Genomic DNA, 23127 nt, shown 5'->3' with positions numbered 1-23127 from the left:
TTATATTCCAGCGATAGATGCTGAACTTGCGAACGTGGGTCGCGCCTTCAGGCTTGGGCCATGTCTTGCCCGTGCGGATGGTCGAATTCTTGGGGAGCGTCAGCTGAACCATGGTAAACTCTGTTGCCTTCCTGCCATCTTGTCCGGGACGCTGCAAAAAATGCGCATCACTCGTCTGGCAATTAGTATAACTTCGACGTGCCATGTCTACGGGATAACGGTCAAAAATAACAGGCAAACACAGGCAAAAAGAGTCCAAAGATGCAAAATGCCGCAGTCGCGAAGCCCCTGACAGAGAACAGGAAACTGTTGTGTTTGCCCTCCACGGCAGGCAACCCCTATCAGTCACTTCTGTATTCGGAACTCCCCGAAGAGTTTGACTGCGAATATGCAGGCCCTGGCGCCCTTGACCGGCTGAAAACCGGGGACTTCACCGTCGTCCATATCCATTGGGACGACCGCATGTTCGGGCGCAGTGACGATGCCGAAAGCAACGAGGCAGACCTTGACGCGGCCCTCGAGACGCTGCGCCGCTTCAAGGCGCGCGGCGGACAGATCGTATGGACCATCCACAATGACGCCCCGCACAAAGCCCGCGACCTGGAAACCTTCCAAAGGGGCCGCCGAGAGCTGAGCAAACTTGCCGACGCGATCCACGTACATGCCGAGCATGCCGCCGATCACATGGTCTCCACCTATGGCGCGGACCGCAGCAAACTGCACGTGATCCCGCATCCCAGCTACCTTGGCGCGTATGAGCCGGCGAAAACGACGACCACCCGCAAACTCGCAAAGGCCGATACACGTCAATTCCTGTTCGTCGGCATGTTCCGCGGTCCAAAAGGCGTCCACGCCATAACTGACGTGGCCGGAAAACTGACCAAGCGGCACGTGCCCTATCACCTGCGAATGTACGGCAAGGCGTTTTCATCCCAGGCGCGGATGCTCCGCCTTCTCAATACAAACCCGAATATTGATCTGCGCACGGATCGCATCCCCGACGAAGAGATCCCCGAAATCTTCGGCGCGTCCCATGTGTTTCTTGCGCCCTATCAATCCATGTTCACCTCTGGATCGGTCATGCTGGCGCTGACCTTTGGTCTGCCGATCATCGGCCCGAACATCCGCGAATTGCGCGAAACTACTCCCGAAGCGTGCCACGATCTGCTTTATGATCCTGCTTCCCCGCGCGGGCTGATCCGCAGCATGTTGCAGTTCATCGAGATGTCGGACACCGATCTGCGCAAGGTTCGAATGGCCTGCTTTGACTTTGCCAAAGAGCGAGGGCCGGACATATGCAGCGCCAAGATCGCAAAGCTTCTTACCCAGTAATCCCAATCGAAAGTGTCCCGATGCCGAACGCGTTTGCAAACCGTATCAAAACCCTTCGCGCCGCGTTGCGCTATGACGACAAGCTGCACATCACGGATGTCGGCGCAAACCCGATGAACTTCGAGGCGCCCTACAAGGATCTTCAGGAAAACGGGGATGTGGTAATCACGGGATTCGATCCGCAGGCCGAAACGCTTGTCACACTGACCGAAGGACGTGGCGAGGGCGACCGCTATCTGCCACACGCCATCGGTGACGGCAAAGCCCATACTTTGAACATCTACAAAGGTTCCGGGCTAACCTCTCTCCTCTCGATCCGCAGGCCGACCCTGTTCTACCTCATGGGCCTGAAACGCGCCGCGCAATTGATCGAGACTGCCGAAATGGAGACGCGCCGTCTTGATGACCTGGACGACATTCAACGCATTGACCTGCTCAAGATCGACATTCAGGGCGCGGAAAAGATGGTATTCGAAAACGGCAAAGACAAAATCGCAACTGCCGTCGCCGTGCATTCCGAAATCAATTTCTTCCCGCTTTATGACGATCAGCCCAGCTTCGGCGACATCGACGTGACCCTGCGCAAGCTCGGCTTTGTCCCGCATTCCTTCTATCACACGGTCGCGCGCCACGTGCGGTCCCGCTATCTGGGGCATGTGAACGACGCGCACCGCACACATCTTCTTGACGGTGACATCCTTTATTTCCGCGACCTGTCCCGCCCCGATGACCTGACCAGCGACCAGTTGCGCAAAATGGCGTTGATCGCGGATGGGATCTACGGTTTCACGGACTACGCATTGCGATGTCTGGATGAACTCGAACGCCGCAAAGATGCGGATGAGACCGCCATCCTCGCCTATATCGACGCTGTTAACGGCTAAAGCCGCTGGTTCAGCAGAGCTGGTAAGCCTTCGACGGCAAGGCACCGGACCGTTTCGGGTTTGGACAGGATGTCCGTCACGATCTGCACGGTACTCTCGGTCGGACCTGTCACCGTGTCCAGCGCGAGCGCCCGGATCTGCACGGCGCTCGCATTGTCGATCACGCAGTTCAGTGCAGGCTCCAAGGGGACACCAGGGAACCGTTCAATAAGCACCGGCGTGATCGCCGACCGTGCCGCATCGCGCGCAATCTGGTCCTGCTGCTGTACCGAACAGCCCACCAGAACCAGACACGCGACAACCGCAAGACGCATCAGAACGTACGTTCCTTCGGCTTGATCTTCTCAAGCGAGATCCCGCCTTCGGCTTCCGTCGTCAGCGGATCTTTCACCACCGGACGATAGGTCAGGTCGATCTGGTTGCCTTCAACCCGCGCGATGGTGTGCACGCGCCAGTTTTCGTCGTCCCGCGTCGTGTAGTCCTCGTGCGCATGCGCGCCGCGGCTTTCCTTGCGCGCCTCGGCCCCGGCAATCGTCGCCAGCGCGTTGGGCATCAGGTTGGTCAGTTCCAGCGTTTCCATCAGATCGCTGTTCCAGACAAGGCTGCGGTCAGTGACCTTCAGGTCATCCATCTTGCCCGCAATCGCAACCATCTTGTCGAGACCTTCCTTCATGGTCTTCGAGGTACGGAACACGGCGGCATCGGCCTGCATGGTTTTCTGCATCTCAAGCCGCAACTCGGCGGTCGGGATGGTCCCCTTGGCATTGCGCAGCCCGTCGAAGCGGTCGAACGCCTTGTCCACCGACGCGGTATTGGTCGACGGCACGGCGCTGTCGCGGTCCACAACCTTGCCCGCGCGGATCGCAGCCGCACGACCAAAGACCACGAGGTCGATGAGCGAGTTCGAACCAAGGCGGTTCGCACCATGCACAGATGCACAGCCCGCCTCGCCCACGGCCATCAGTCCGGGAACAACCGCGTTCGGGTCGTCCTTGGTCGGGTTCAGAACCTCGCCCCAGTAGTTGGTCGGAATACCGCCCATGTTGTAATGCACTGTCGGCAGAACCGGGATCGGTTCCTTGGTCACGTCCACACCGGCGAAAATCTTTGCGGACTCAGAGATGCCCGGCAGACGCTCGGCCAAAGCCTCTTTCGGCAGGTGCGACAGGTTCAGGTGAATATGGTCGCCCTCGGCGCCCACACCACGGCCTTCGCGGATTTCCATGGTCATCGAGCGGGACACGTAATCGCGCGGTGCCAAGTCTTTGTAGTTCGGCGCATAGCGCTCCATGAACCGCTCGCCTTCGGAGTTGGTGAGATAGCCACCCTCCCCGCGCGCGCCTTCGGTGATCAGACAGCCCGAACCGTAGATGCCGGTCGGGTGGAACTGCACGAACTCCATATCTTGAAGCGGCAGACCTGCGCGGGCCACCATGCCGCCACCATCGCCGGTGCAAGTATGGGCCGAGGTCGCGCTGAAATAGGCCCGGCCATAGCCGCCGGTCGCCAGCACCACCATCTTGGCGTTGAAGACGTGCATCGTGCCATCGTCCAGCTTCCAGCAGACAACACCGGTGCAACGGCCATCGTCGGACATCACCAGATCAATCGCGAAATACTCGATGTAGAACTCGGCGTTGTTCTTCAGCGACTGCCCATAAAGCGTGTGCAGGATCGCGTGACCGGTCCGGTCCGCCGCCGCACAGGTGCGCTGCACGGGCGGGCCTTCACCGAATTCGGTCGTGTGGCCGCCGAACGGACGCTGGTAAATCTTGCCTTCCTCGGTCCGCGAGAACGGCACGCCATAATGCTCAAGCTCATACACCGCCTTGGGCGCTTCACGGGCGAGGTATTCCATCGCGTCCGTGTCACCCAGCCAGTCCGACCCCTTCACGGTGTCGTACATGTGCCACTGCCAGTGGTCCGGGCCCATGTTGGACAGTGATGCGGCGATGCCGCCCTGCGCCGCGACCGTATGCGACCGGGTCGGGAACACCTTGGTCACACAGGCGGTGCGCAGCCCCTGTTCGGCCATGCCAAGCGTGGCGCGCAACCCTGCGCCGCCTGCGCCGACGACCACGACGTCATATTCATGCGTCTCGTATTCGTATGCAGCCATGTTGCTGGAAACTCCGCTAGTCAAAGGGCCATCTTGGCGATGGCAAAGATGCCCACGGCAGCCGCGCCGTAGCTGATGCAGGTCATGCCGAGGATCAGGATTTTCTCCCAGATGCCATGCACATAGTCTTCGATCAGCACTTGGAAACCGTCATTGAAGTGCTTGAAGCCCACGATCAGGGTCAGCGCCGCGATGATCGCCGGGAAAGGACGGGCGTAATAGGCCTGCACCTCTTCAAACGAAGATCCAAGGATACCGCCGAAGGTGAAGACAAAGAAAGGGATCAGGATCAGCAGCGCGACAGAAGATTTCTTCATCGCCCAGAAATGCTCGGTCCCGGATTTTGCGGCACCCATGCCAACGGCGCGTTTACGGTCAGTCAGAAAAGCCATGATGCGCCCCCCTTACCAAAGCACGATGACGGAAAAGACCGTCAAAACGCCAGAGCCGATGATCACCATCCACCCCAGCGTTTCAGCCTGGTCAAGCTCCAGCATCTTCGCGTTGTCCCAGATCAGGTGCCGGATGCCCGCCAGAGTGTGATACCACAGCGCCCAGAGCGACAGGAACATCACCAGATCACCGAACCAGCTTGTGACAAAGCCGTTGGCGAAGGCGAAATATTCCGGCCCTGTCGAGGCCGCGAGCAACCACCAGACGATCATCAAGGCCGCGACGATCAGGGCGTTGCCCGTGATACGTGTGAGGATCGACGTGATCGAGGTCAGCTGTGGGCGATAAACTTGCAGGTGTGGTGACAGGGGTCGATTGCCCCGATTGACGTCAGCCATGATCTGAGTCCTTTCCGGTTCCTGACAGCCTTTTTATTGGTTTTGAAAGCGGTGTCACGCGGGCCCGCCCCTCAAAGGCGCGGTTTTTTGGCGCAATCAGGCAGATTTATGCAATTATGTGATCACACGTGCAAAAACTGTGATCACAAATAGTCCAATGAGCAAAGACCCGCAACTTTTGCGCAGCGCGTTCCATCACAATAACGGCCCTTGCCCGGTCCGAATTGAGTCGCCCGGCCTGTGGCCGTTCTGATCCAAGAGCGCCCATGACATCGGCCGAATGGCAAAGGTTTCAGTTTTGCAGCATCCCGTAAAGCAGTCGAAGATGCGCTTCAAACTCTTCGCACATGATAATCGACTGGTCCGATGGATCGTAAAACGCGTTGGCCTCATCGCATTCGCCCGTGATCACCTGCACCGTGCTCGGGAACCCGAAATCCGCATTCAACGCCTCAACCTCGGCTCCGATGATCCCGGCCGTAAAACTGCCTTCCACCTCAGCCGTGAACAGCATCGGCTCCCCACCCTCGGCCAACTCGTCGAACACCGCGCCCCAGCTGTCAGCCGCCAGCTCGTATTCTTCGACACAGTATTCCGCGCGTTCCTCGGGCAGTTCCATGTCTTCTGCAAAATCATCCCGCGTGTCCGGATCGCCGCCGTAGAACAGACAGACCGTGTTGTAGAACCGCTGTTCGTCTGGGCCATGTGTGTCCCAATAGGGCACAGGGTATTCGGCATTCGCCACCGCTTCGGCCCAGAAGCCGTTGGCCACGTCATAGGCCATCGCAAGCGCCGACTCAGGCTCGAACAAATGGTCAATGAGGAGGATCGACGCCACATCTGCGGCGTCTTCTTCCTGACCAAAGACCGGCATCTGCATCACGTCGATCAGGGCATGGCCCAGCTCGTGATAGAATATCCCAAGGATGTTTGCTTCAACGAATGCGTCTTCGGCCTCGTCCGCCACTACATGAGATGCGGCCATCGCGACGGCAACGCTCAGTATCCGATAATCCATGCCAAAAACCCTAAACCAACCGCCACCAGCAACCCCACCGCCAGACGCCAAGGCGTTTTCACACCCATGTCCTGTTCAACACGACGCGGGACAATTGTGGTCGGCACAGCCACGACAATGGTCGCAAGCAGGATCACCAGATGGGGCCACGCCGCCCCGGTTGGAGCCGCCAGCCAGATCAGCGCCAAAAGGCACAAGCCAAACCCGGCAAGGCTCGCTCCCCAAACGCGGTACAACGCTTCGATCACGCGCTGCGTCCCGGTTGAGACGGCGCCATCCTGTTCAATGATGGTCCGGTGATATGCAAGCGGCGCGGGCGACAGGCCATATTTTGCCGCGACCATAAAAGCCGCCAAAGCTGCAAGCGTATAAAGGCCAAGACTGATCATAACCGCATGTGTCCCCCAAGTTTCCAGGCAGACTACAGGCAATGACCTGTAATCCAAAACCGAAACTCAGGGGCCCAAGCTCAGGTCGGCATCAAAGCCCAATAATCAAGATCCAGCAAGACATGCGGCAGGTACTTACCGTCATCGCCCTTAAGCTCCATCGACCCGCTCGCCGAGGTCGCCACCAGCCGCAACCGCACGGAGCCCACTCCAGGGGCCGAGGTTTCCGCCTTGTCCAACACTTCGGACCACGCGCGCACAGTGGTCCCGCTGAAACACGGGTTTGCATGTGCCCCGCCGTTCAGCCCGACGATCATCTGCGCATTCGCCAGACCGTTGAACGACAGCGCCCGCGCCATGCTGATCACGTGCCCACCGTAAATGAGCCGCTGCCCATCGGGCCGGAAGGTGGCGTCGAAATGCACCTTGGCCGTGTTCTGCCACAGCCGGGTCGCCATCATGTGCTCGGCTTCTTCAATGGTCACGCCGTCCACGTGGTCGATCTTCTCGCCGATCGCGTAGTCGCCCCAGCGATGCGGCTCTCCGGCAAGCTCGAAATCGTAATCGGTAAAGTCCAACCCGCGCGGAATGCTCAGGTCCTCAACCGCCAAAACAGTCTTCAACTCCGGCACCACGGTCTCGGGCGCTGCCGCATCGGCGATCCGCTTGCGCACCATGACCCAGCGCACATATTCCATCACCAACTGGTCATTCTGGTTCAGTCCCCGCGTCCGAACCCACACAACCCCGGTCTTGCCGTTGGAGTTCTGCTTCAGCCCGATCACCTCGGATTCCGACCGCAACGTGTCCCCCGCATAAACCGGGGTCAGCCAGCGCCCTTCGGCATACCCAAGGTTCGCGACCGCGTTCAGCGACACATCCGGCACCGTCTTGCCGAACACCACATGGAACGCCGCGAGATCGTCAATCGGCGACGACGGCAGACCGCAGTTCTGTGCAAACAGGTCCGACGAATACAGCGCATGCCGCGCCGGATAAAGTGCATGATACAGCGCCCGTTCCCCACCCGACACCGTGCGCGGAACCGCGTGGCGGATCACCTGCCCGACCGAGTAATCCTCGAAGAAACGGCCTTCATTCGTTTTCGTCATCGCTGCGCCCTTTGTGGTGGTCGCGGGTCGGTCGAGTGTGTCACTGTTCGCCAAGTTTCATCTCCGGATGGTAGGGGGCGTCGATCTCTTTGGTCACCGCCTGCCCACAACGCATCACGCCATTGGCATGATCGAACGCATAGGTGGGATCGCCATAAAGCTCCCACCCTTTGCTCAGGGCCAGCGACACCTTGTGGCAAAAGGCCGACGTGTCGTCTTCGGTCAAAAGTCGATAAATCTTCATGGCTTACCCCGGAAATGGCCAAACGCCGAGCCACGCGTGAATGCCGGTCATCAACCCGAACATCACCAGCGTGATCACAACAAGCACCGCGTCTTTCTTCGCCTCACCCGGCTGCGGACGATCCCACACCGGCACGGCCTTGTTGATCAGGATCACCTCAAGCACCGCCCAGGCCAGCATCCCGCCGAACAGAATGATCGACGCCAGATCGCCATTCACCAACAGGTGCGCCACCGCCCAGATCTTGACCGACGTCAGCTGCGGATGCCGCATCTTTCCGCGCAGACGGCCCGTTGTGGCGCTCATGCCGAACACAAAGACCGCGATCAGCATCAGCAGGTTGTTGATGTGCACCATGAATGAGGGCGGGTTCCACACCGGGATGAACTCGGCCCCGCGATAGCCCCAGATCATCAGACCAAGGCTGACTAGCAGCAGAACCGCCACCACACCTTTGCCCTTGTCGCCCATCGCCGCGCGCTGTTCGGGCGCGACGCGCTTGAAAATATGGGCTCCGACCCAAATCAGCAGTCCGAGAACAAGAATACCCATCATGGCTTACCCCGCTTGGATGGTTTCGATTGCCTCTGCTTTTGCCAGTATTTCGCGGGCCGTGGCAACGTGAAGGTTCTCGACGATCTTGCCGTCTACCACCGCAACCCCCTGCCCTTCAGCCTCGGCCGCCTCGAAAGCGGCGATCTGGCGGCGAGCGAGATCAATCTCCTCCGGTGCGGGCGCGAAGGCGGTGTTGGCGATGTCCACCTGCGCCGGATGGATCAGAGTCTTGCCATCGAACCCCATATCCCGGCCCTGCACACATTCGGCCTTCAGACCCTCATCATCCTTGAACGCGTTATACACGCCGTCCACGATCACCAGCCCTTCGGCCTTGGCCGCCAGAAGGCACATCGACAGCGAGGTCAGCAGCGGCAGACGGTCCGGGCGGAACCGGGTCTGCAATTCCTTGGCAAGGTCATTGGTGCCCATCACCATCCCCGCCATCTTGGGATGCGCCGCGATCTCGGCGGCATTCAGCATCCCGCGCGGCGTTTCCATCATCGCCCAGATCGGCAGATCGCCGGTGATCTCGGCCAAAGCATCCAACTGAGCCGCACTCTCCACCTTAGGCAACAGCACCGCATCGCAGTCCATCTGCGCCACGGCTTCCGCATCGGCCCGGCCCCAGTCCGTGTCCAGCCCGTTGATCCGCACGATCCGCACCCGCGCACCGTAGCCTCCTTCGGCCAAAGCCGCCTTCAGCGTTTCCCGCGCGGCGGGTTTTTCATCGACAGCCACCGCATCTTCGAGGTCAAAGATGATCGCATCGACAGGCAAACCGCGCGCCTTGTCCAAGGCCCGGTCCTTTGATCCCGGAATATAAAGAACCGAGCGATAGGGGCGGCTGCGCATGTCCATGGCGGTCTCCTGAGCGAGTCTTGAGTAATAATGTTGCGCCAGAGAGCTACATTCTTTTGCAAAAACTGCAAGAGGTGATCTGCCGCACTGCAGAAAAAAGCTGCTGCACCCGCATTCGAACGTTGCGTTAACCAATTCCAAACCGATCCACCGGACGCTCAGCCCCATCACAGCCGAAAAGGGGTAAGGCAATGAAACGAGATTTCTGGAAGATGACAGTGCTGGCCATAGGCGCGCTGATGGCATCTTCGACACTGACGCAGGCGCAACAGAACTGCGCAGCACGCGATCTGGTGATCGAACGTCTGGCCAGCAGCTACGGCGAAACCCGCCAATCCATCGGCCTTGCGCAGAACAACACCATGGTCGAGGTCTTCGCTTCCACCACGACAGGAAGCTGGACAATCACCGTCACCAACGCCTCCGGCCTCACCTGTCTTGTCGCCAGCGGTCAGGCGTTTGAACGGATTACGGAAACCTTGCCTACACCCGCCGAGGACGCCTAGGTCAGCGCATCAAAGATCAGCTTTGATCCTGTCACCATGAGCAACACATAGGTCAGACCGAAAAACACACGTTCGGGCACGATATGATGTGCCCGGACGCCCAGATAGGTACCCAAAATCGCAAACGGCGCCAACGCAAGGTTCAGCGTCAGCGTCTCCAGCGTGAAAAAGCCCATCGCGGCATAGATCCCCGCTTTCAGCACGTTCATCGCCCAGAAGACGATCACGGTCGTCGCCTGAAACGCGGTTTTGCTCAGCTTTCGCCCCAGCAGATACACCGCCGCCACCGGCCCGCCCGCGTGGCTGACAAAACTGGTGAACCCAAGCGCAACACCTGCCGACACGCCCGCAGTCGGTGACATCGGCCGTTCCCCGATCTTCACCCATCCAGCGGCCTGCACCAATTGCCAGACGACAAAGGCAATCGAGATACCACCGATCAGAAACCGGATCGCATCATCATCGGCCCAACCAAAGAACAGCGCGCCCAGAAACGTGCCAGGCACGCCGCCCCACAGCAGCAGCCGCGTTTCCGGCCAGCTCCACTTCTTCCAATAGGCAGGAAGGCTCACCACATCGATCAGCATCAAGAGCGGCAGCATGATCCCCAGCGCAATCGCAGGCTCCACCACCAGCGCCAGAATCGACGCGCTGGCAAAGGCCGCGCCCGACCCAAACCCGCCTTTGGACACCCCCGCAAAGACCACCGCAGGCACGCCTAGCGCAAAAACTGTCCAGCTCAAGGCGTCCATGGAACCCCCATTTTCCACCGCATTTCATAGACATATCGCGCTACGCCTCAACCCGCCAGCCAAGACGTGCGTCTCCGCCGCACTTGCGAAATAGCCCAAGTCGGACTAGCACAGCGCAAATTCAAAACGGACCGGAGACAAATTCCATGGCCAGACCCAAGATTGCCCTCATCGGCGCGGGACAGATCGGTGGCACCCTTGCCCACCTCGTGGCACTCAAAGAACTGGGCGACGTCGTACTTTTCGACATCGCCGAAGGCACCCCCGAGGGCAAGGCGCTCGACATTGCTGAATCCGGCCCGTCCGAAGGGTTCGATGCCAAGTTGAAGGGCACGCAGGACTACGCCGACATCGCGGGCGCTGACGTCTGCATCGTCACCGCCGGTGTGCCGCGCAAGCCGGGCATGAGCCGCGATGACCTGCTGGGCATCAACCTCAAGGTCATGAAATCCGTGGGCGAAGGCATCGCCGCCAATGCACCCGACGCGTTCGTGATCTGCATCACCAACCCGCTCGACGCGATGGTCTGGGCACTCCAGCAGTTCTCGGGCCTGCCAACCCATAAGGTCTGCGGCATGGCCGGTGTTCTGGACAGCGCCCGCTTCCGTCACTTCCTGAGCCTCGAATTCGACGTGTCGATGAAAGACGTCACCGCCTTTGTACTCGGCGGCCACGGCGACACGATGGTTCCGCTGACGCGCTATTCCACCGTCGCAGGCATCCCCCTGCCCGATCTGGTCAAGATGGGCTGGACCACCCAGGACAAGCTCGACGCCATTGTGCAGCGCACCCGTGACGGCGGCGCAGAGATCGTTGGTCTGCTGAAAACAGGCTCCGCCTTCTACGCCCCCGCGACATCCGCCATCGAAATGGCCGAAGCCTACCTCAAGGATCAGAAACGCCTCCTGCCCTGCGCGGCCTATTGCGACGGCGAATTCGGCCTCGATGGCTTCTATGTCGGCGTTCCCACCATCATCGGCGCAGGCGGCATCGAAAAGATCGTCGACATCCAGCTCAGCAAAGACGAGCAGGCCATGTTCGACAACTCGGTCAACGCTGTCAAAGGTCTGGTTGAAGCCTGCAAAGGCATCGACGAAAGCCTCGCATAACGCCACGTTGGATAAAGACAAAAAAGGCGGCCCAGTGGCCGCCTTTTTCATTTACATCTTTTTCAGAACCTCTACCGGATCCTTTAGGTTCAGCGTTTTGAAAAAACCGGCGATGCCATCGTCAAAATCCGACAACTCCTTGTCCATGAATTCCTTGACCAGCGCATCGTACTTCTTGCTTAGTACGGTGCTGCGTGGGTTCAGGTTGCGGATCAGCACCAACCCGGTCGGCTGCGCGGTCGTCACGTCGATCTTGAGATCGGGACGATAGAGTTGCAGGATTTGAAGGGTCTTCCAGACGTCGCCTGTCCAGTCTCCCCGATGGAATGCGCGGGTCGCCATATATTCCGTTGTCGGGCAGCAATCGTGAAGCGCGATCACCCCTTTCTTGGACATTGCCTTTTCGGTCTCGATAAAATCCCGTAGCAGATACTCGAAAAGATGCATCCCATCCAGAAACGCAAGATCTACAGAAATCTTGTTTTTCTTCAGAAAATCACCCGCGAAAAAGTCATCGCTGCCCTGCTGGAAGAAAAACATCTGCGTCCCGGCGGTGTTCACAGCCGGGTATTTCAGCTTGAACTCCGGATCGACGGCAATTGTATTGCATTTGGCCAGAGACAGGCTCTTGCCGGTGAATGTGCCGACCTCAAGGTACCAGTTCGGTTTCAGCTTTTCGTGCAGTTGACCAAGGACCTCGATATAGGGTTGCCCCTGAAGCGCGGGAACCGTCGTCTCTTCACTCATATCCTTCATACTCTTTTTCTCCTGTCGTGTGCGACGCAACTGCCTCAGGAACTGAGGACGCTCGGCGTCTGTGACAAAGCCGACAGATCGGGGTCGACCAAGGTTGCGTGATTTTTCGAACTCTTCCTGGGTGGGGCAGCGCCAGGGATCATTCGCTCCCACGACGCCCTGTGCGATCAAGGCAACGCGCAGTTTTTCGAAATCGAGTGTGACCAACGAAATGTTGTCGGCGCGCTGGCGTGGCCACGCCACGTCCTCGATCGCATCGATTTCGACGACCCGAGCTTGTGTGAAACTGCGCACATGATTGGTGATAAGTGCCGGGACGTCCGACCTGCGCTTCACAATGATACAAGTTGCGTCGGGACGGAACGTGAATGGCAGGATATGCAGCGCAGATCCATCTGCAGCGATGACCGTATCGGCCTCTCGATACATCTCGAGCTGTTCAGTTAAACTAAGCCGCTCCGGCGCGACGATATCGAAGCCAGCACTTACCAGATTCTCCTCGAGCACATCTTCGCAAAGATGCCGTCCCACCGTTCCAGACATCTGGTTACGCGTGATGTAGATTTTGCGACCAAATCGCGACTTCCCATTTCGGGGCAGTTTGCTGCGAACCCAAGCAGCGTAACTCGGCGTCGCCAGGCCGTCACATACCTCACTGAACAGATCCGGCGCGGTGTAAAGCGTTTCGACATGCGTCGGCGCTTGAACAATCGCGTACTCGTTTTCTATGCCAAAAGACTTGAGCAAACGGTTCAGGAAAGCGTGTTCACTTTCTGAGTAGAGCAGCGAACTGAACAGCAGATTTACCGACTTCGGCAACCTGTCCGTGGCCCAAATTCGCCCAAGTCCGCGGGTGATGACATGTCCGAACTGGATCGACATACCTCCGCAAAACAGCCACGATCCCGGCAGGCTTTGTGCGTCAGCCAAGGCAGCATCGCGCACATCGCGCGTCGCAAGCGTATTGCGTGTCAGGGTCCGAATCTCGGTGTCGCGCAAAACTTTGCCGTCGACGTCAAACACTCCGGCGTGAAACGTTTTGCCGTCACGATGCCTCCGGCGAAAAGGCACGACGAGGGCATTGCGATGGCAGGCGATTTCAGAAAACGGCAAAGCGTACGTGTCGACGCTTGAACTGGCCGACAGGCACACCTCGAATGTCCGGACACTCGTATTCATTGACCTGCGTCGTCCTCAAAGTGCCGCGATTTATTGTGTGCTTTGGTGCACGTGCGACATCGAATTTGAGTGTATGCGCCTGCGTGAGTCATGGTCAACTCGACAAAAATTCAAAAGATTCGGGTGTGGCCATGGTGCATGTTGGACCCGCGTCTATCTCTTTCGATGGAAATGTGATCACACTTTTTTTCACTGTGATCACAAATGTCGGTTTTTTGCCGATTTGCCCGCCCTGCGGCAAAAAAACAATTAAGTCTTCACACCTCCCGCACTTATATCGCCGCAAATCGCAGCAAAAAACGGGACAGTTGACCGATGAACATCCACGAGTATCAGGCGAAAGCTCTGCTACGCAGCTACGGCGCTCCGGTGTCGGATGGCCGCGTGGTTCTCAAGGCCGAAGAGGCCAAGACCAAGGCAGGCGAAATGGACGGGCCGCTCTGGGTGGTCAAGGCCCAGATCCACGCAGGTGGTCGCGGCAAGGGCAAGTTCAAGGAAGAGAGCGCTGGCGAAGCCGGTGGTGTACGCCTTGCCCGTTCGGTTGAGGAAGCCGCCGAAGAAGCCAAGAAGATGCTGGGCCGCACCCTAGTGACCAAGCAGACTGGCGACGCGGGCAAGCAGGTCAACCGCATCTATATCGAAGACGGATCGGGCATCCAGACCGAGATGTATCTCGCCCTTCTCGTTGACCGCCAGACCAGCCGTGTGTCCTTCGTCGCCTCCACCGAAGGCGGCATGGACATCGAGGAAGTCGCGGAAAAGACGCCCGAGAAAATCCTGAGCTTCTCGGTCGACCCGGCAACGGGCTACCAGCCGTTCCACGGCCGCCGCATCGCGTTCAACCTCGGCCTGGAAGGCAAGCAGGTCAAACAATGCGTTCAGCTGATGGCCACGCTCTACCAGATGTTTGTCGAAAAAGACATGGAGATGCTAGAGATCAACCCGCTCATCATCACCGATGAAGGCGATCTCAAGTGCCTCGACGCCAAGATGGGCTTTGACGGCAACGCGATCTACCGCCACCCGGATATCGCCGAACTGCGCGACACCACCGAAGAAGACCCGAAAGAGCTTGAGGCGTCCAAGTATGACCTCAACTACATCGCTCTGGACGGTGAAATCGGCTGCATGGTGAACGGCGCGGGCCTTGCCATGGCGACGATGGACATCATCAAGCTTTACGGTGCGGAACCCGCCAACTTCCTCGACGTGGGCGGTGGTGCGACCAAGGAAAAGGTCACCGAGGCGTTCAAGATCATCACATCCGACCCGAACGTCAAAGGCATCCTCGTCAACATCTTCGGCGGCATTATGCGGTGTGACGTGATCGCGGAAGGCGTGATCGCGGCGGTCAAAGAGGTCGGACTCAAGGTGCCGCTGGTTGTGCGTCTCGAAGGCACGAACGTCGAAAAAGGCAAGGAGATCATCCAGAACTCCGGCCTCGATGTGATTGCCGCCGACGACCTCAAGGACGGCGCGCAGAAGATCGTGAAGGCGGTCAAGGGCTAGAACATTGGCACGTCATTTCACACTCAAACGCAGCAGAGTTCTCGTCTTCGCGTTTACTGCGCTTATTGGTTTGGCCGCTTGCGACCAACCTGCGACAGTAGCTCGGAGTGCAACTCCAGTGCCCGGCGCGCAAGCCGTTGGTATCTTCCGTGAGATTTGTGGAACCGCCATGCGAGATGTGACCGCTGCGCAGAGCAAGTTGCAAAGGCCATTTCGCGCGGTCGCAAGCGAACCGGATGGTGCGATCGACTACCAACACGCAGATTTCGATCTGGTATTTCGCCTATCTGAAACCGGCGGAACCACACAGTGCAGCATGAGCGTCGTCACAGTCCGATCACAACAATCACCGGAAGGCGCGGCGGCTTCCTTGAGCTTTCTCAGAGACCGATTGAGCGGAATGACCCCTACATTTCGTGCCTTTCAACAACAAAACAGCAACCGCATCGTTGCGGTCATCCAATCGAATTAAGGAGCCAACAACATGGCCGTCCTCATCGACGAAAACACCAAAGTGATCTGCCAGGGCCTCACCGGCTCGCAGGGCACCTTTCACACCGAACAGGCCATCGCCTATGGCACCAAGATGGTTGGCGGCGTGACCCCCGGCAAAGGTGGCATGACCCATCTCGACCTGCCGGTCTTCAACTCGGTCCACGAGGCCAAGCACGCAACCGAAGCGAATGCGACCGTGATCTACGTGCCGCCGCCCTTCGCCGCGGACTCGATCCTCGAAGCGATCGATGCGGGAATGGAAGTGATCGTCTGCATCACCGAAGGCATCCCGGTCATGGACATGATGAAAGTCAAGCGCGCGCTGGAAACCTCCAAGTCGCGCCTGATCGGCCCGAACTGCCCCGGTGTCATCACGCCCGACGCCTGCAAGATCGGCATCATGCCCGGCCACATTCACCGTCGCGGCAGCGTCGGGGTTGTGTCGCGCTCGGGCACGCTCACCTATGAGGCGGTCAAGCAGACCACCGATGTGGGTCTTGGCCAGTCCACCTGCGTCGGCATCGGCGGCGACCCGATCAAAGGGACCGAGCATATCGACGTGCTCGAATGGTTCCTCGCGGATGACGAGACCGAGTCGATCATCATGATCGGTGAGATCGGTGGCTCTGCCGAAGAAGAAGCTGCACAGTTCCTCGCCGATGAGAAGAAAAAAGGCCGCTGGAAGCCGACCGCTGGCTTCATCGCGGGCCGCACTGCCCCTCCGGGCCGTCGCATGGGACATGCTGGTGCAATTGTTGCAGGCGGCAAAGGCGGCGCAGAAGACAAGATCGAAGCGATGAAATCTGCAGGCATCGTCGTTGCCGAAAGCCCCGCCAGCCTTGGCGAAGCGGTGCTGGCTGCGATCAAAGGTTAAGGCACGGGCCGGGCAGACGCCCCGGCCTACGACCATGAAGAAAAATAGGCCGGGCTTTTGCCCGGCTTGCGCACAACAAGAAAGCCGCGCGATAGCGGATCGCATGATCCTCTTTCCTGCTGCTTGATCAGACCGGTTCGGGAGGACCACAACACATGACGGATCAAAGCCCCAACGACCTTTTCCACGCCTCCAGCTTTATGCAGGGGCACAACGCGGCGTATCTGGAACAGATGTACGCGCGATATGCGAACGACCCAAACGCGGTCGATGAAGCGTGGCAGGCGTTTTTCCGGCAACTGGGCGATGACGAGGTCAGCGTCAAGAAAGAGGCATCCGGCCCAAGCTGGGCACGTCCCGACTGGCCGCCGATGCCGAATGATGACTTGACCGCAGCACTGGATGGCCAATGGCCGGTCGCCACGGCAGAGATCAAAGGCGCAGGCGAAAAGATCAAAGCGAAAGCGCAGGAGAAAGGCGTTCAAGTCACCGACGACGCGATCCAGCGTGCCGTGCTGGACTCGATCCGCGCCCTGATGATCATCCGCGCCTACCGTATCAGGGGCCACCTTGCCGCCGATCTTGATCCGCTGGGCATGCGCGAACAGACCCCACATCCGGAACTTGATCCGAAATCCTACGGCTTCACCGAGGCCGACATGGATCGTCCGATCTTCATCGACAACGTTCTGGGCCTCCAGATCGCGTCCATGCGCGAGATCCTCGACATCGTGAAGCGCACCTATTGCGGCACCTTCGCGCTGCAATACATGCACATCTCCGATCCCGAACAATCCGCCTGGCTCAAGGAACGGATCGAAGGCTACGGCAAGGAAATCGCCTTCACCCGCGAGGGCCGCAAGGCGATCCTGAACAAGATGGTCGAGGCCGAAGGCTTCGAGAAATTCCTCCATGTGAAATACATGGGCACCAAGCGCTTTGGCCTTGATGGCGGTGAAAGCCTCATTCCCGCGATGGAGCAGATCATCAAGCGCGGCGGCAACCTGGGTGTTCAGGAAATCGTCATCGGCATGCCGCACCGCGGCCGCCTGTCGGTTTTGGCCAACGTGATGCAGAAGCCCTACCGCGCGATCTTCAACGAATTCCAGGGCGGCAGCTTCAAACCCGAAGAAGTCGATGGCTCGGGCGACGTGAAATATCACCTCGGGGCCTCCTCCGACCGCGAATTCGATGGCAACTCCGTCCACCTGTCGCTGACCGCGAACCCCTCGCACCTCGAAGCGGTGAACCCGGTCGTGCTGGGCAAGGTCCGCGCCAAGCAGGACCAGATCGGCGACAGCGAGCGCCGCAAGGTCATGCCGATCCTTCTGCACGGCGATGCGGCCTTTGCGGGTCAGGGTGTCGTGGCGGAATGTTTCGCCCTGTCCGGTCTGCGCGGCCACCGCACCGGCGGCACGGTCCATATCGTTGTCAACAACCAGATCGGCTTTACCACAGCCCCGCACTTCTCGCGCTCGTCGCCCTATCCGACAGACAACGCGCTGGTGGTCGAAGCCCCGATCTTCCACGTCAATGGCGACGATCCCGAAGCCGTGGTACATGCCGCCAAGGTTGCGACCGAGTTCCGCCAGAAATTCGGCAAGGACGTTGTCATCGACATGTTCTGCTACCGCCGCTTTGGTCACAACGAGGGCGATGAACCGATGTTCACCAACCCGTTGATGTACAAGAAGATCAAGCAACAGAAGACCACCCTGTCGCTCTATACCGAGCGTCTGGTCAAGGACGGTCTGATCCCCGAAGGCGAAATCGAGGACATGAAGGCTGCGTTCCAGGCGCATCTGAACGAAGAGTTCGAAGCAGGCAAAACCTACAAGCCCAACAAAGCCGACTGGCTGGACGGCCGCTGGAGCCATCTCGACCGTCAGGACAAGGACGACTACCAGCGCGGCCAGACCGCGATCCAACCGGAAACCATGTCTCAGGTCGGTGAGGCCCTCACCCGCCTGCCCGACGGCTTCCCGGTGCACAAGACCGTGGAACGTCTGCTCGAGACCCGCAAGGAGATGTTCAACTCCGGCATCGGGTTTGACTGGGCGACCGCCGAAGCACTGGCCTTTGGCTCATTGCTCACCGAAGGGTATCCCGTGCGTCTTGCCGGGCAGGACAGCACACGCGGCACGTTCAGCCAGCGTCATTCAGGCATCGTGAACCAGGAAACCGAAGAGCGCTACTACCCGCTGAACCACATCCGCGAAGGCCAGTCGCGCTACGAAGTGATCGACTCCGCGCTGTCAGAATACGCGGTGTTAGGTTTCGAGTATGGCTACTCGCTGGCCGAACCCAACGCTCTGACGCTTTGGGAAGCACAGTTCGGCGACTTCGCCAACGGCGCGCAGATCATGTTTGACCAGTTCGTGAGTTCGGGTGAGTCCAAGTGGCTGCGCATGTCGGGCCTTGTCTGCCTGCTGCCGCACGGGTTCGAAGGTCAAGGCCCGGAACATTCCTCCGCGCGCCTTGAACGCTTCCTGCAGATGAGCGGTCAGGACAACTGGATCGTGGCCAACTGCACCACCCCGGCCAACTACTTCCACATCCTGCGCCGCCAGCTGCACCGCTCGTTCCGCAAGCCGCTCATCCTGATGACGCCGAAATCGCTTCTGCGTCACAAGCTGGCGGTCTCCAAGACCGAGGAATTCACCACCGGATCAAGCTTCCACCGCGTGCTCTGGGACGACGCGCAATATGGCAACTCGGACACCACCTTGGTCAGCGATGACAAGATCAAGCGCGTCGTGATGTGCTCGGGCAAGGTCTATTACGACCTGCTGGAAGAGCGCGACGCCCGTGGCATCGACGACATCTACATCCTTCGGTTCGAACAGTTCTACCCGTTCCCGGCCATCTCTGCGGTCAAGGAACTGGAACGCTTCCCGCAGGCCGAAATGATCTGGTGCCAGGAAGAACCCAAGAACCAGGGCGCCTGGACGTTCATGGAACCGAACCTCGAATGGGTTCTGGGCCGCATCAACGCCAAGCACCCGCGCCCCCGCTACGTGGGCCGCGCCACATCGGCCTCCCCGGCGACGGGTCTGGCCAGCCAACACAAAGCACAGCAAACGGCGCTCGTGAACGACGCGCTGACGATCGAAGGGAACTAAGACATGACAACCGAAGTGCGTGTGCCCACCTTGGGTGAATCCGTGACAGAAGCCACGGTCGCCACATGGTTCAAGAAACCGGGCGACAGCGTTGCCGTGGACGAGATGCTGTGTGAACTGGAAACCGACAAGGTCACGGTCGAAGTGCCCTCGCCCGCAGCAGGCACTCTGGCCGAGATCGTCGCTGGTGAAGGCGAGACAGTGGGCGTGGATGCCCTGCTCGCCAATATCTCCGAAGGCGGTGCGGCAACTGCCGCCCCCGCCAAGGCCGAAGCCCCGGCAGCCGCAGCCGCACCTTCGGGCGACAGCGGCAAATCGGTTGACGTGATGGTCCCGACCTTGGGTGAATCCGTGTCCGAGGCCACAGTCTCCACATGGTTCAAAAAGGTCGGCGACACCGTCGCCCAGGACGAGATGCTCTGCGAGTTGGAAACCGACAAGGTTTCGGTCGAAGTGCCCGCCCCGGCAGCCGGTATTCTCTCCGAGATCCTTGCTGCCGAAGGCGCAACCGTTGCCGCCGGTGGCAAGCTTGGTGTGATCGGTGGCAGCGCCGCTGCCGCAGCGTCTGCCCCGACTCAGCAATCCGCCCCCGCCCCGGCAGCGCAGTCATCCGGCGGCAGCAGCAGCGCCGATGTGGAAGACGCCCCCTCCGCCAAGAAGGCGATGGCCGAAGCGGGTCTCTCCGCCGATCAGGTCAAGGGCTCGGGCCGCGATGGCCGCATCATGAAGGACGATGTGGCCAAGGCCGTGGCCGCCGCCGCATCTGCCCCGGCCCAGACATCCGCTCCGGCCGCCGCCCCGCGCGCACCGGTCAGCGCCGATGATGCCGCCCGCGAGGAACGGGTCAAGATGACCCGCCTGCGCCAGACCATTGCCCGCCGCCTCAAGGACGCGCAGAACACCGCCGCGATCCTGACCACCTATAACGAGGTCGACATGACCGAGGTCATGGCCCTGCGGAACGAATACAAAGACCTCTTCGAGAAAAAACACGGCGTTCGCCTCGGCTTCATGTCCTTCTTCACCAAGGCCTGCTGCCACGCGCTGCGCGAAGTGCCCGAGGTCAATGCCGAGATCGACGGCACGGACATCGTCTACAAGAACTTCGTCCATATGGGCGTCGCGGCTGGCACGCCGCAGGGTCTGGTGGTTCCGGTCATCCGCGACGCCGACCAGATGAGCTTTGCCGAGATCGAGAAAGCGATTGCCGAGAAGGGCCGCCGCGCCCGCGACGGCAAGCTCAGCATGGCGGAAATGCAGGGTGGCACCTTTACCATCTCCAACGGCGGCGTCTACGGCTCGCTCATGTCCTCACCGATCCTGAACCCGCCCCAATCGGGCATCCTCGGCATGCACAAGATCCAGGACCGCCCGATGGTCATCAACGGCGAGATCAAAATCCGCCCGATGATGTACCTGGCCCTCAGCTACGACCACCGCATCGTCGACGGCAAAGGTGCCGTGACCTTCCTCGTCCGCGTGAAAGAAGCGCTCGAGGATCCGCGCCGGTTGCTGATGGATCTGTGACCCTCCGGGCGGTGAAGAAAGATGATTGGCCGCGCGCGCATAGTAGTCACAAGTGGAGCACTTGCTCTTGCGGCACTCAGCGCGTGGTCATTCACCGACAAACCGCCTTCGGTATCCGCAGGTTTTCCATCTTCCATGCTAACTTGGCTAAAGGCTGAAACAGGGGACCTATCACCGCGGATCATAGACAGCCGCATAGACTGGGTCTGCATCATTCCGGCCTACCAAACCCTGGGCGACGGTCTTTCTGATCTCGGGATCGTTGGGGACCTACCTCGCTATATCCCAGATGGAACATTCGCGATGGTATTGACCTCTGAAGACGAAACTCTGGAATACGCGATGATTGACTTTATGACGTATGACGTGATGACCTTGGAAAATCGGTGTCACTCGGCTGATCGCATTTTATCAATTCGTGCGGAATCGGGGACAAGAAGCAGAGAACTCCTGTTTCGTCCCCCAACGGGATCAACCGAATGACCCCCGAACTCACCGCCCTCACCCTCGCCGCCCTGCTGCAAGTGCTGCAATTCGCAGCCTACTCCGTCACAGCCCAAATGCAGGTCGGCACCAAGAAGGCGCTCAGCCCACGCGACACGCCGGTTCAACTCACCGGCAAAGCGGGCCGCCTGCAGCGGGCGATGAACAACCATTTCGAAGGGCTGATCCTCTTCGGCATCGCCGTCATGGTGATCACCTATTCCGGACAGGGCAACGGCAGCACCGCCATTGCCTGCGCCCTATACCTCGCTGCGCGGGTGCTCTACGTGCCCGCCTATGTCTTCGGATGGGTGCCCTGGCGCTCGCTGATCTGGGCGGTCGGGTTCTTCGCAACACTCTACCTGCTGATCGCAGCACTCTTGTAACTTCATCTTGCCCCTAAACTCCGGGGGTTTGGGGGCTGGCCCCCAATCGACAGACCAAAAAGGACCAAACCCATGGCACAATACGACGTCATCGTCATCGGCTCCGGCCCCGGCGGCTATGTGGCCGCGATCCGCTGCGCGCAGCTGGGCCTGAAAACCGCCTGCGTTGAAGGCCGCGAGACATTGGGCGGCACCTGCCTGAACGTGGGCTGCATCCCGTCGAAAGCGCTGCTGAATGCCAGCCACCAGTTGCACGAGGCGGAACACAACTTTGCAAAGATGGGCCTCAAGGGCAAATCGCCCTCCGTCGACTGGAAACAGATGCTGGCCTATAAGGACGACGTGATCGGCCAGAACACCAAGGGCATCGAGTTCCTGTTCAAGAAGAACAAGATCGACTGGCTCAAGGGCTGGGGCTCTATCCCCGCTGCGGGCAAGGTCAAGGTTGGCGACGAGGTGCATGACGCCAAGAACATCATCATCGCGTCCGGCTCCGAAGCGTCCTCCCTGCCCGGCATCGAGATTGACGAGAAGGTCGTCGTCACCTCCACCGGCGCGCTGGAACTGCCGAAGATCCCGAAAAAGTTGATCGTCATCGGCGCAGGTGTGATCGGTCTGGAACTGGGCTCGGTCTACAGCCGTCTGGGCACCGAGGTCGAGGTGATCGAATTCCTCGACACAATCACCCCCGGCATGGATGGCGAGGTGCAGAAAACCTTCCAGAAACTGCTCCAGAAACAGGGGCTGAAATTCACCCTTGGCGCCGCTGTGCAATCCGTGGATGCGGGCAAGGGCAAGGCGAAAGTCACCTACAAACTGCGCAAGGATGACAGCGAACATCACATGGAGGCAGATGTCGTGCTCGTCGCCACCGGCCGCCGCCCCTATACCGACGGGCTGGGTCTTGATGCGCTGGGGATCGAGATGTCGCAGCGCGGTCAGATCAAAACCGACGCGCATTGGCAGACCAATGTCAAAGGCATCTACGCCATCGTCGACTGTATCGACGGCCCCATGCTGGCGCACAAAGCCGAGGACGAAGGCATGGCGTGCGCCGAGGTGATTGCGGGCAAAGCGGGCCATGTGAATTACGGCGTCATTCCGGGCGTGATCTACACCCATCC

The 23127-nt window shown here is 59.6% G+C and carries 23 protein-coding genes and 1 pseudogene; 11 read left to right on the top strand and 13 right to left on the bottom strand.

Annotation, left to right across the window (positions count from 1 at the left end):
- Window positions 1-112: pseudogene (locus tag JJ869_RS12310) on the bottom strand (succinate dehydrogenase iron-sulfur subunit); the annotation flags it as partial.
- A 149-nt stretch (window positions 113-261) separates the two neighbouring features.
- Between JJ869_RS12310 and JJ869_RS12305 the strand changes: the two are divergent.
- The gene (locus JJ869_RS12305; RefSeq protein ID WP_292267551.1) at window positions 262-1332 is read left to right on the top strand and encodes a glycosyltransferase family 4 protein; all 1071 of its coding nucleotides are present in this window, start codon (window positions 262-264) and stop codon (window positions 1330-1332) included.
- Window positions 1333-1352: 20 nt separating this feature from the next.
- Window positions 1353-2216, top strand: coding sequence for an FkbM family methyltransferase (locus JJ869_RS12300; RefSeq protein WP_292267549.1), 864 nt, complete (start codon window positions 1353-1355; stop codon window positions 2214-2216).
- Here JJ869_RS12300 and JJ869_RS12295 read toward each other — a convergent pair.
- The 10 genes from JJ869_RS12295 to JJ869_RS12250 form a co-directional block, all read right to left on the bottom strand.
- Window positions 2213-2530 (bottom strand): hypothetical protein, encoded by a 318-nt coding sequence (locus tag JJ869_RS12295; RefSeq protein WP_292267548.1) that lies wholly within the window; start codon window positions 2528-2530, stop codon window positions 2213-2215. The genes JJ869_RS12300 and JJ869_RS12295 overlap by 4 nt on opposite strands.
- Window positions 2530-4335 carry a succinate dehydrogenase flavoprotein subunit gene (sdhA, locus tag JJ869_RS12290; RefSeq protein ID WP_292267546.1) on the bottom strand — a complete coding sequence of 602 codons (1806 nt, stop codon included), beginning with the start codon at window positions 4333-4335 and terminating at the stop codon, window positions 2530-2532. Before sdhA ends, JJ869_RS12295 begins: the two co-directional genes overlap by 1 nt.
- Window positions 4336-4355: 20 nt before the next feature.
- The gene (sdhD, locus tag JJ869_RS12285) at window positions 4356-4727 is read right to left on the bottom strand and encodes a succinate dehydrogenase, hydrophobic membrane anchor protein (RefSeq protein ID WP_292267544.1); all 372 of its coding nucleotides are present in this window, start codon (window positions 4725-4727) and stop codon (window positions 4356-4358) included.
- 12 nt (window positions 4728-4739) lie between these two features.
- Window positions 4740-5126, bottom strand: a complete 387-nt coding sequence (gene sdhC, locus JJ869_RS12280; RefSeq protein ID WP_292267542.1) for a succinate dehydrogenase, cytochrome b556 subunit — start codon at window positions 5124-5126, stop codon at window positions 4740-4742.
- 292 nt (window positions 5127-5418) lie between these two features.
- Window positions 5419-6144, bottom strand: a complete 726-nt coding sequence (locus tag JJ869_RS12275; protein ID WP_292267540.1) for a DUF4344 domain-containing metallopeptidase — start codon at window positions 6142-6144, stop codon at window positions 5419-5421.
- The gene (locus JJ869_RS12270; protein ID WP_292267538.1) at window positions 6126-6533 is read right to left on the bottom strand and encodes a hypothetical protein; all 408 of its coding nucleotides are present in this window, start codon (window positions 6531-6533) and stop codon (window positions 6126-6128) included. Before JJ869_RS12270 ends, JJ869_RS12275 begins: the two co-directional genes overlap by 19 nt.
- Before the next feature lie 80 nt (window positions 6534-6613).
- Window positions 6614-7645: a MaoC family dehydratase gene (locus tag JJ869_RS12265; RefSeq protein WP_292267536.1), complete on the bottom strand. Its 1032-nt coding sequence runs from the start codon at window positions 7643-7645 to the stop codon at window positions 6614-6616.
- Between the two features lie 40 nt (window positions 7646-7685).
- Window positions 7686-7889 carry a DUF1737 domain-containing protein gene (locus JJ869_RS12260; protein WP_292267535.1) on the bottom strand — a complete coding sequence of 68 codons (204 nt, stop codon included), beginning with the start codon at window positions 7887-7889 and terminating at the stop codon, window positions 7686-7688.
- Window positions 7890-7892: 3 nt separating this feature from the next.
- Window positions 7893-8441, bottom strand: coding sequence for an NnrU family protein (locus JJ869_RS12255; protein ID WP_292267552.1), 549 nt, complete (start codon window positions 8439-8441; stop codon window positions 7893-7895).
- Window positions 8442-8447: 6 nt separating this feature from the next.
- Window positions 8448-9305, bottom strand: coding sequence for a CoA ester lyase (locus JJ869_RS12250; protein WP_292267534.1), 858 nt, complete (start codon window positions 9303-9305; stop codon window positions 8448-8450).
- A gap of 191 nt (window positions 9306-9496) precedes the next feature.
- On the opposite strand from JJ869_RS12250, the gene JJ869_RS12245 reads away from it, so the two are divergent.
- Complete coding sequence (locus tag JJ869_RS12245) at window positions 9497-9811, top strand: hypothetical protein (RefSeq protein WP_292267532.1); 315 nt, start codon at window positions 9497-9499, stop codon at window positions 9809-9811.
- On the opposite strand, the gene JJ869_RS12240 is transcribed toward JJ869_RS12245, so the two are convergent.
- A complete protein-coding gene (locus JJ869_RS12240; RefSeq protein WP_292267530.1) occupies window positions 9808-10563 on the bottom strand; it encodes a sulfite exporter TauE/SafE family protein in 756 nt (251 codons plus the stop codon). The two genes, JJ869_RS12245 and JJ869_RS12240, sit on opposite strands and share 4 nt — an antisense overlap.
- A gap of 146 nt (window positions 10564-10709) precedes the next feature.
- Here JJ869_RS12240 and mdh point away from each other — a divergent pair, with 146 nt between their 5' ends.
- Entirely contained in the window at window positions 10710-11672 is a 963-nt protein-coding gene (gene mdh / locus JJ869_RS12235) for a malate dehydrogenase (protein ID WP_292267529.1), read from the top strand.
- A 51-nt stretch (window positions 11673-11723) separates the two neighbouring features.
- On the opposite strand, the gene JJ869_RS12230 is transcribed toward mdh, so the two are convergent.
- Window positions 11724-13580, bottom strand: coding sequence for a glycosyltransferase 61 family protein (locus JJ869_RS12230; RefSeq protein ID WP_292267527.1), 1857 nt, complete (start codon window positions 13578-13580; stop codon window positions 11724-11726).
- Window positions 13581-13922: 342 nt separating this feature from the next.
- Between JJ869_RS12230 and sucC the strand changes: the two genes are divergently transcribed.
- From sucC to lpdA, 7 genes are all read left to right on the top strand, one after another.
- Window positions 13923-15116, top strand: a complete 1194-nt coding sequence (gene sucC, locus JJ869_RS12225) for an ADP-forming succinate--CoA ligase subunit beta (protein WP_292267526.1) — start codon at window positions 13923-13925, stop codon at window positions 15114-15116.
- A 4-nt stretch (window positions 15117-15120) separates the two neighbouring features.
- A complete protein-coding gene (locus JJ869_RS12220) occupies window positions 15121-15588 on the top strand; it encodes a hypothetical protein (RefSeq protein WP_292267525.1) in 468 nt (155 codons plus the stop codon).
- A 12-nt stretch (window positions 15589-15600) separates the two neighbouring features.
- The gene (sucD, locus tag JJ869_RS12215; RefSeq protein WP_292267524.1) at window positions 15601-16485 is read left to right on the top strand and encodes a succinate--CoA ligase subunit alpha; all 885 of its coding nucleotides are present in this window, start codon (window positions 15601-15603) and stop codon (window positions 16483-16485) included.
- A 155-nt stretch (window positions 16486-16640) separates the two neighbouring features.
- Window positions 16641-19607 carry a 2-oxoglutarate dehydrogenase E1 component gene (locus JJ869_RS12210; RefSeq protein ID WP_292267522.1) on the top strand — a complete coding sequence of 989 codons (2967 nt, stop codon included), beginning with the start codon at window positions 16641-16643 and terminating at the stop codon, window positions 19605-19607.
- Between the two features lie 3 nt (window positions 19608-19610).
- The gene (odhB, locus tag JJ869_RS12205; RefSeq protein WP_292267520.1) at window positions 19611-21134 is read left to right on the top strand and encodes a 2-oxoglutarate dehydrogenase complex dihydrolipoyllysine-residue succinyltransferase; all 1524 of its coding nucleotides are present in this window, start codon (window positions 19611-19613) and stop codon (window positions 21132-21134) included.
- Between the two features lie 479 nt (window positions 21135-21613).
- On the top strand, window positions 21614-22003 hold the full coding sequence (locus JJ869_RS12200) for an MAPEG family protein (RefSeq protein ID WP_292267519.1): 390 nt from the start codon (window positions 21614-21616) through the stop codon (window positions 22001-22003).
- A gap of 72 nt (window positions 22004-22075) precedes the next feature.
- A partial coding sequence (lpdA, locus tag JJ869_RS12195; protein ID WP_292267517.1) for a dihydrolipoyl dehydrogenase occupies window positions 22076-23127 on the top strand: 1052 nt, incomplete at its 3' end.

The sequence above is a fragment of the Marivita sp. genome (assembly GCF_017643905.1).
In the GTDB taxonomy this organism is placed as follows: domain Bacteria; phylum Pseudomonadota; class Alphaproteobacteria; order Rhodobacterales; family Rhodobacteraceae; genus Marivita.
This window is presented reverse-complemented; position numbering and strand designations above follow the sequence as displayed.

Bases quoted from the DNA above. Each gene is read 5' to 3' on its own strand.
- sdhA (WP_292267546.1), bottom strand. From the start codon at position 4,335: ATGGCTGCATACGAATACGAGACGCATGAATATGACGTCGTGGTCGTC.
- sucD (WP_292267524.1), top strand. From the start codon at position 15,601: ATGGCCGTCCTCATCGACGAAAACACCAAAGTGATCTGCCAGGGCCTC.
- JJ869_RS12275 (WP_292267540.1), bottom strand. From the start codon at position 6,144: ATGGATTATCGGATACTGAGCGTTGCCGTCGCGATGGCCGCATCTCAT.
- sdhD (WP_292267544.1), bottom strand. From the start codon at position 4,727: ATGGCTTTTCTGACTGACCGTAAACGCGCCGTTGGCATGGGTGCCGCA.
- JJ869_RS12210 (WP_292267522.1), top strand. From the start codon at position 16,641: ATGACGGATCAAAGCCCCAACGACCTTTTCCACGCCTCCAGCTTTATG.
- JJ869_RS12255 (WP_292267552.1), bottom strand. From the start codon at position 8,441: ATGGGTATTCTTGTTCTCGGACTGCTGATTTGGGTCGGAGCCCATATT.
- JJ869_RS12265 (WP_292267536.1), bottom strand. From the start codon at position 7,645: ATGACGAAAACGAATGAAGGCCGTTTCTTCGAGGATTACTCGGTCGGG.
- JJ869_RS12270 (WP_292267538.1), bottom strand. From the start codon at position 6,533: ATGATCAGTCTTGGCCTTTATACGCTTGCAGCTTTGGCGGCTTTTATG.
- JJ869_RS12240 (WP_292267530.1), bottom strand. From the start codon at position 10,563: ATGGACGCCTTGAGCTGGACAGTTTTTGCGCTAGGCGTGCCTGCGGTG.
- sucC (WP_292267526.1), top strand. From the start codon at position 13,923: ATGAACATCCACGAGTATCAGGCGAAAGCTCTGCTACGCAGCTACGGC.
- sdhC (WP_292267542.1), bottom strand. From the start codon at position 5,126: ATGGCTGACGTCAATCGGGGCAATCGACCCCTGTCACCACACCTGCAA.
- JJ869_RS12300 (WP_292267549.1), top strand. From the start codon at position 1,353: ATGCCGAACGCGTTTGCAAACCGTATCAAAACCCTTCGCGCCGCGTTG.
- mdh (WP_292267529.1), top strand. From the start codon at position 10,710: ATGGCCAGACCCAAGATTGCCCTCATCGGCGCGGGACAGATCGGTGGC.
- JJ869_RS12245 (WP_292267532.1), top strand. From the start codon at position 9,497: ATGAAACGAGATTTCTGGAAGATGACAGTGCTGGCCATAGGCGCGCTG.
- JJ869_RS12200 (WP_292267519.1), top strand. From the start codon at position 21,614: ATGACCCCCGAACTCACCGCCCTCACCCTCGCCGCCCTGCTGCAAGTG.
- odhB (WP_292267520.1), top strand. From the start codon at position 19,611: ATGACAACCGAAGTGCGTGTGCCCACCTTGGGTGAATCCGTGACAGAA.
- JJ869_RS12295 (WP_292267548.1), bottom strand. From the start codon at position 2,530: ATGCGTCTTGCGGTTGTCGCGTGTCTGGTTCTGGTGGGCTGTTCGGTA.
- JJ869_RS12250 (WP_292267534.1), bottom strand. From the start codon at position 9,305: ATGGACATGCGCAGCCGCCCCTATCGCTCGGTTCTTTATATTCCGGGA.
- JJ869_RS12260 (WP_292267535.1), bottom strand. From the start codon at position 7,889: ATGAAGATTTATCGACTTTTGACCGAAGACGACACGTCGGCCTTTTGC.
- JJ869_RS12305 (WP_292267551.1), top strand. From the start codon at position 262: ATGCAAAATGCCGCAGTCGCGAAGCCCCTGACAGAGAACAGGAAACTG.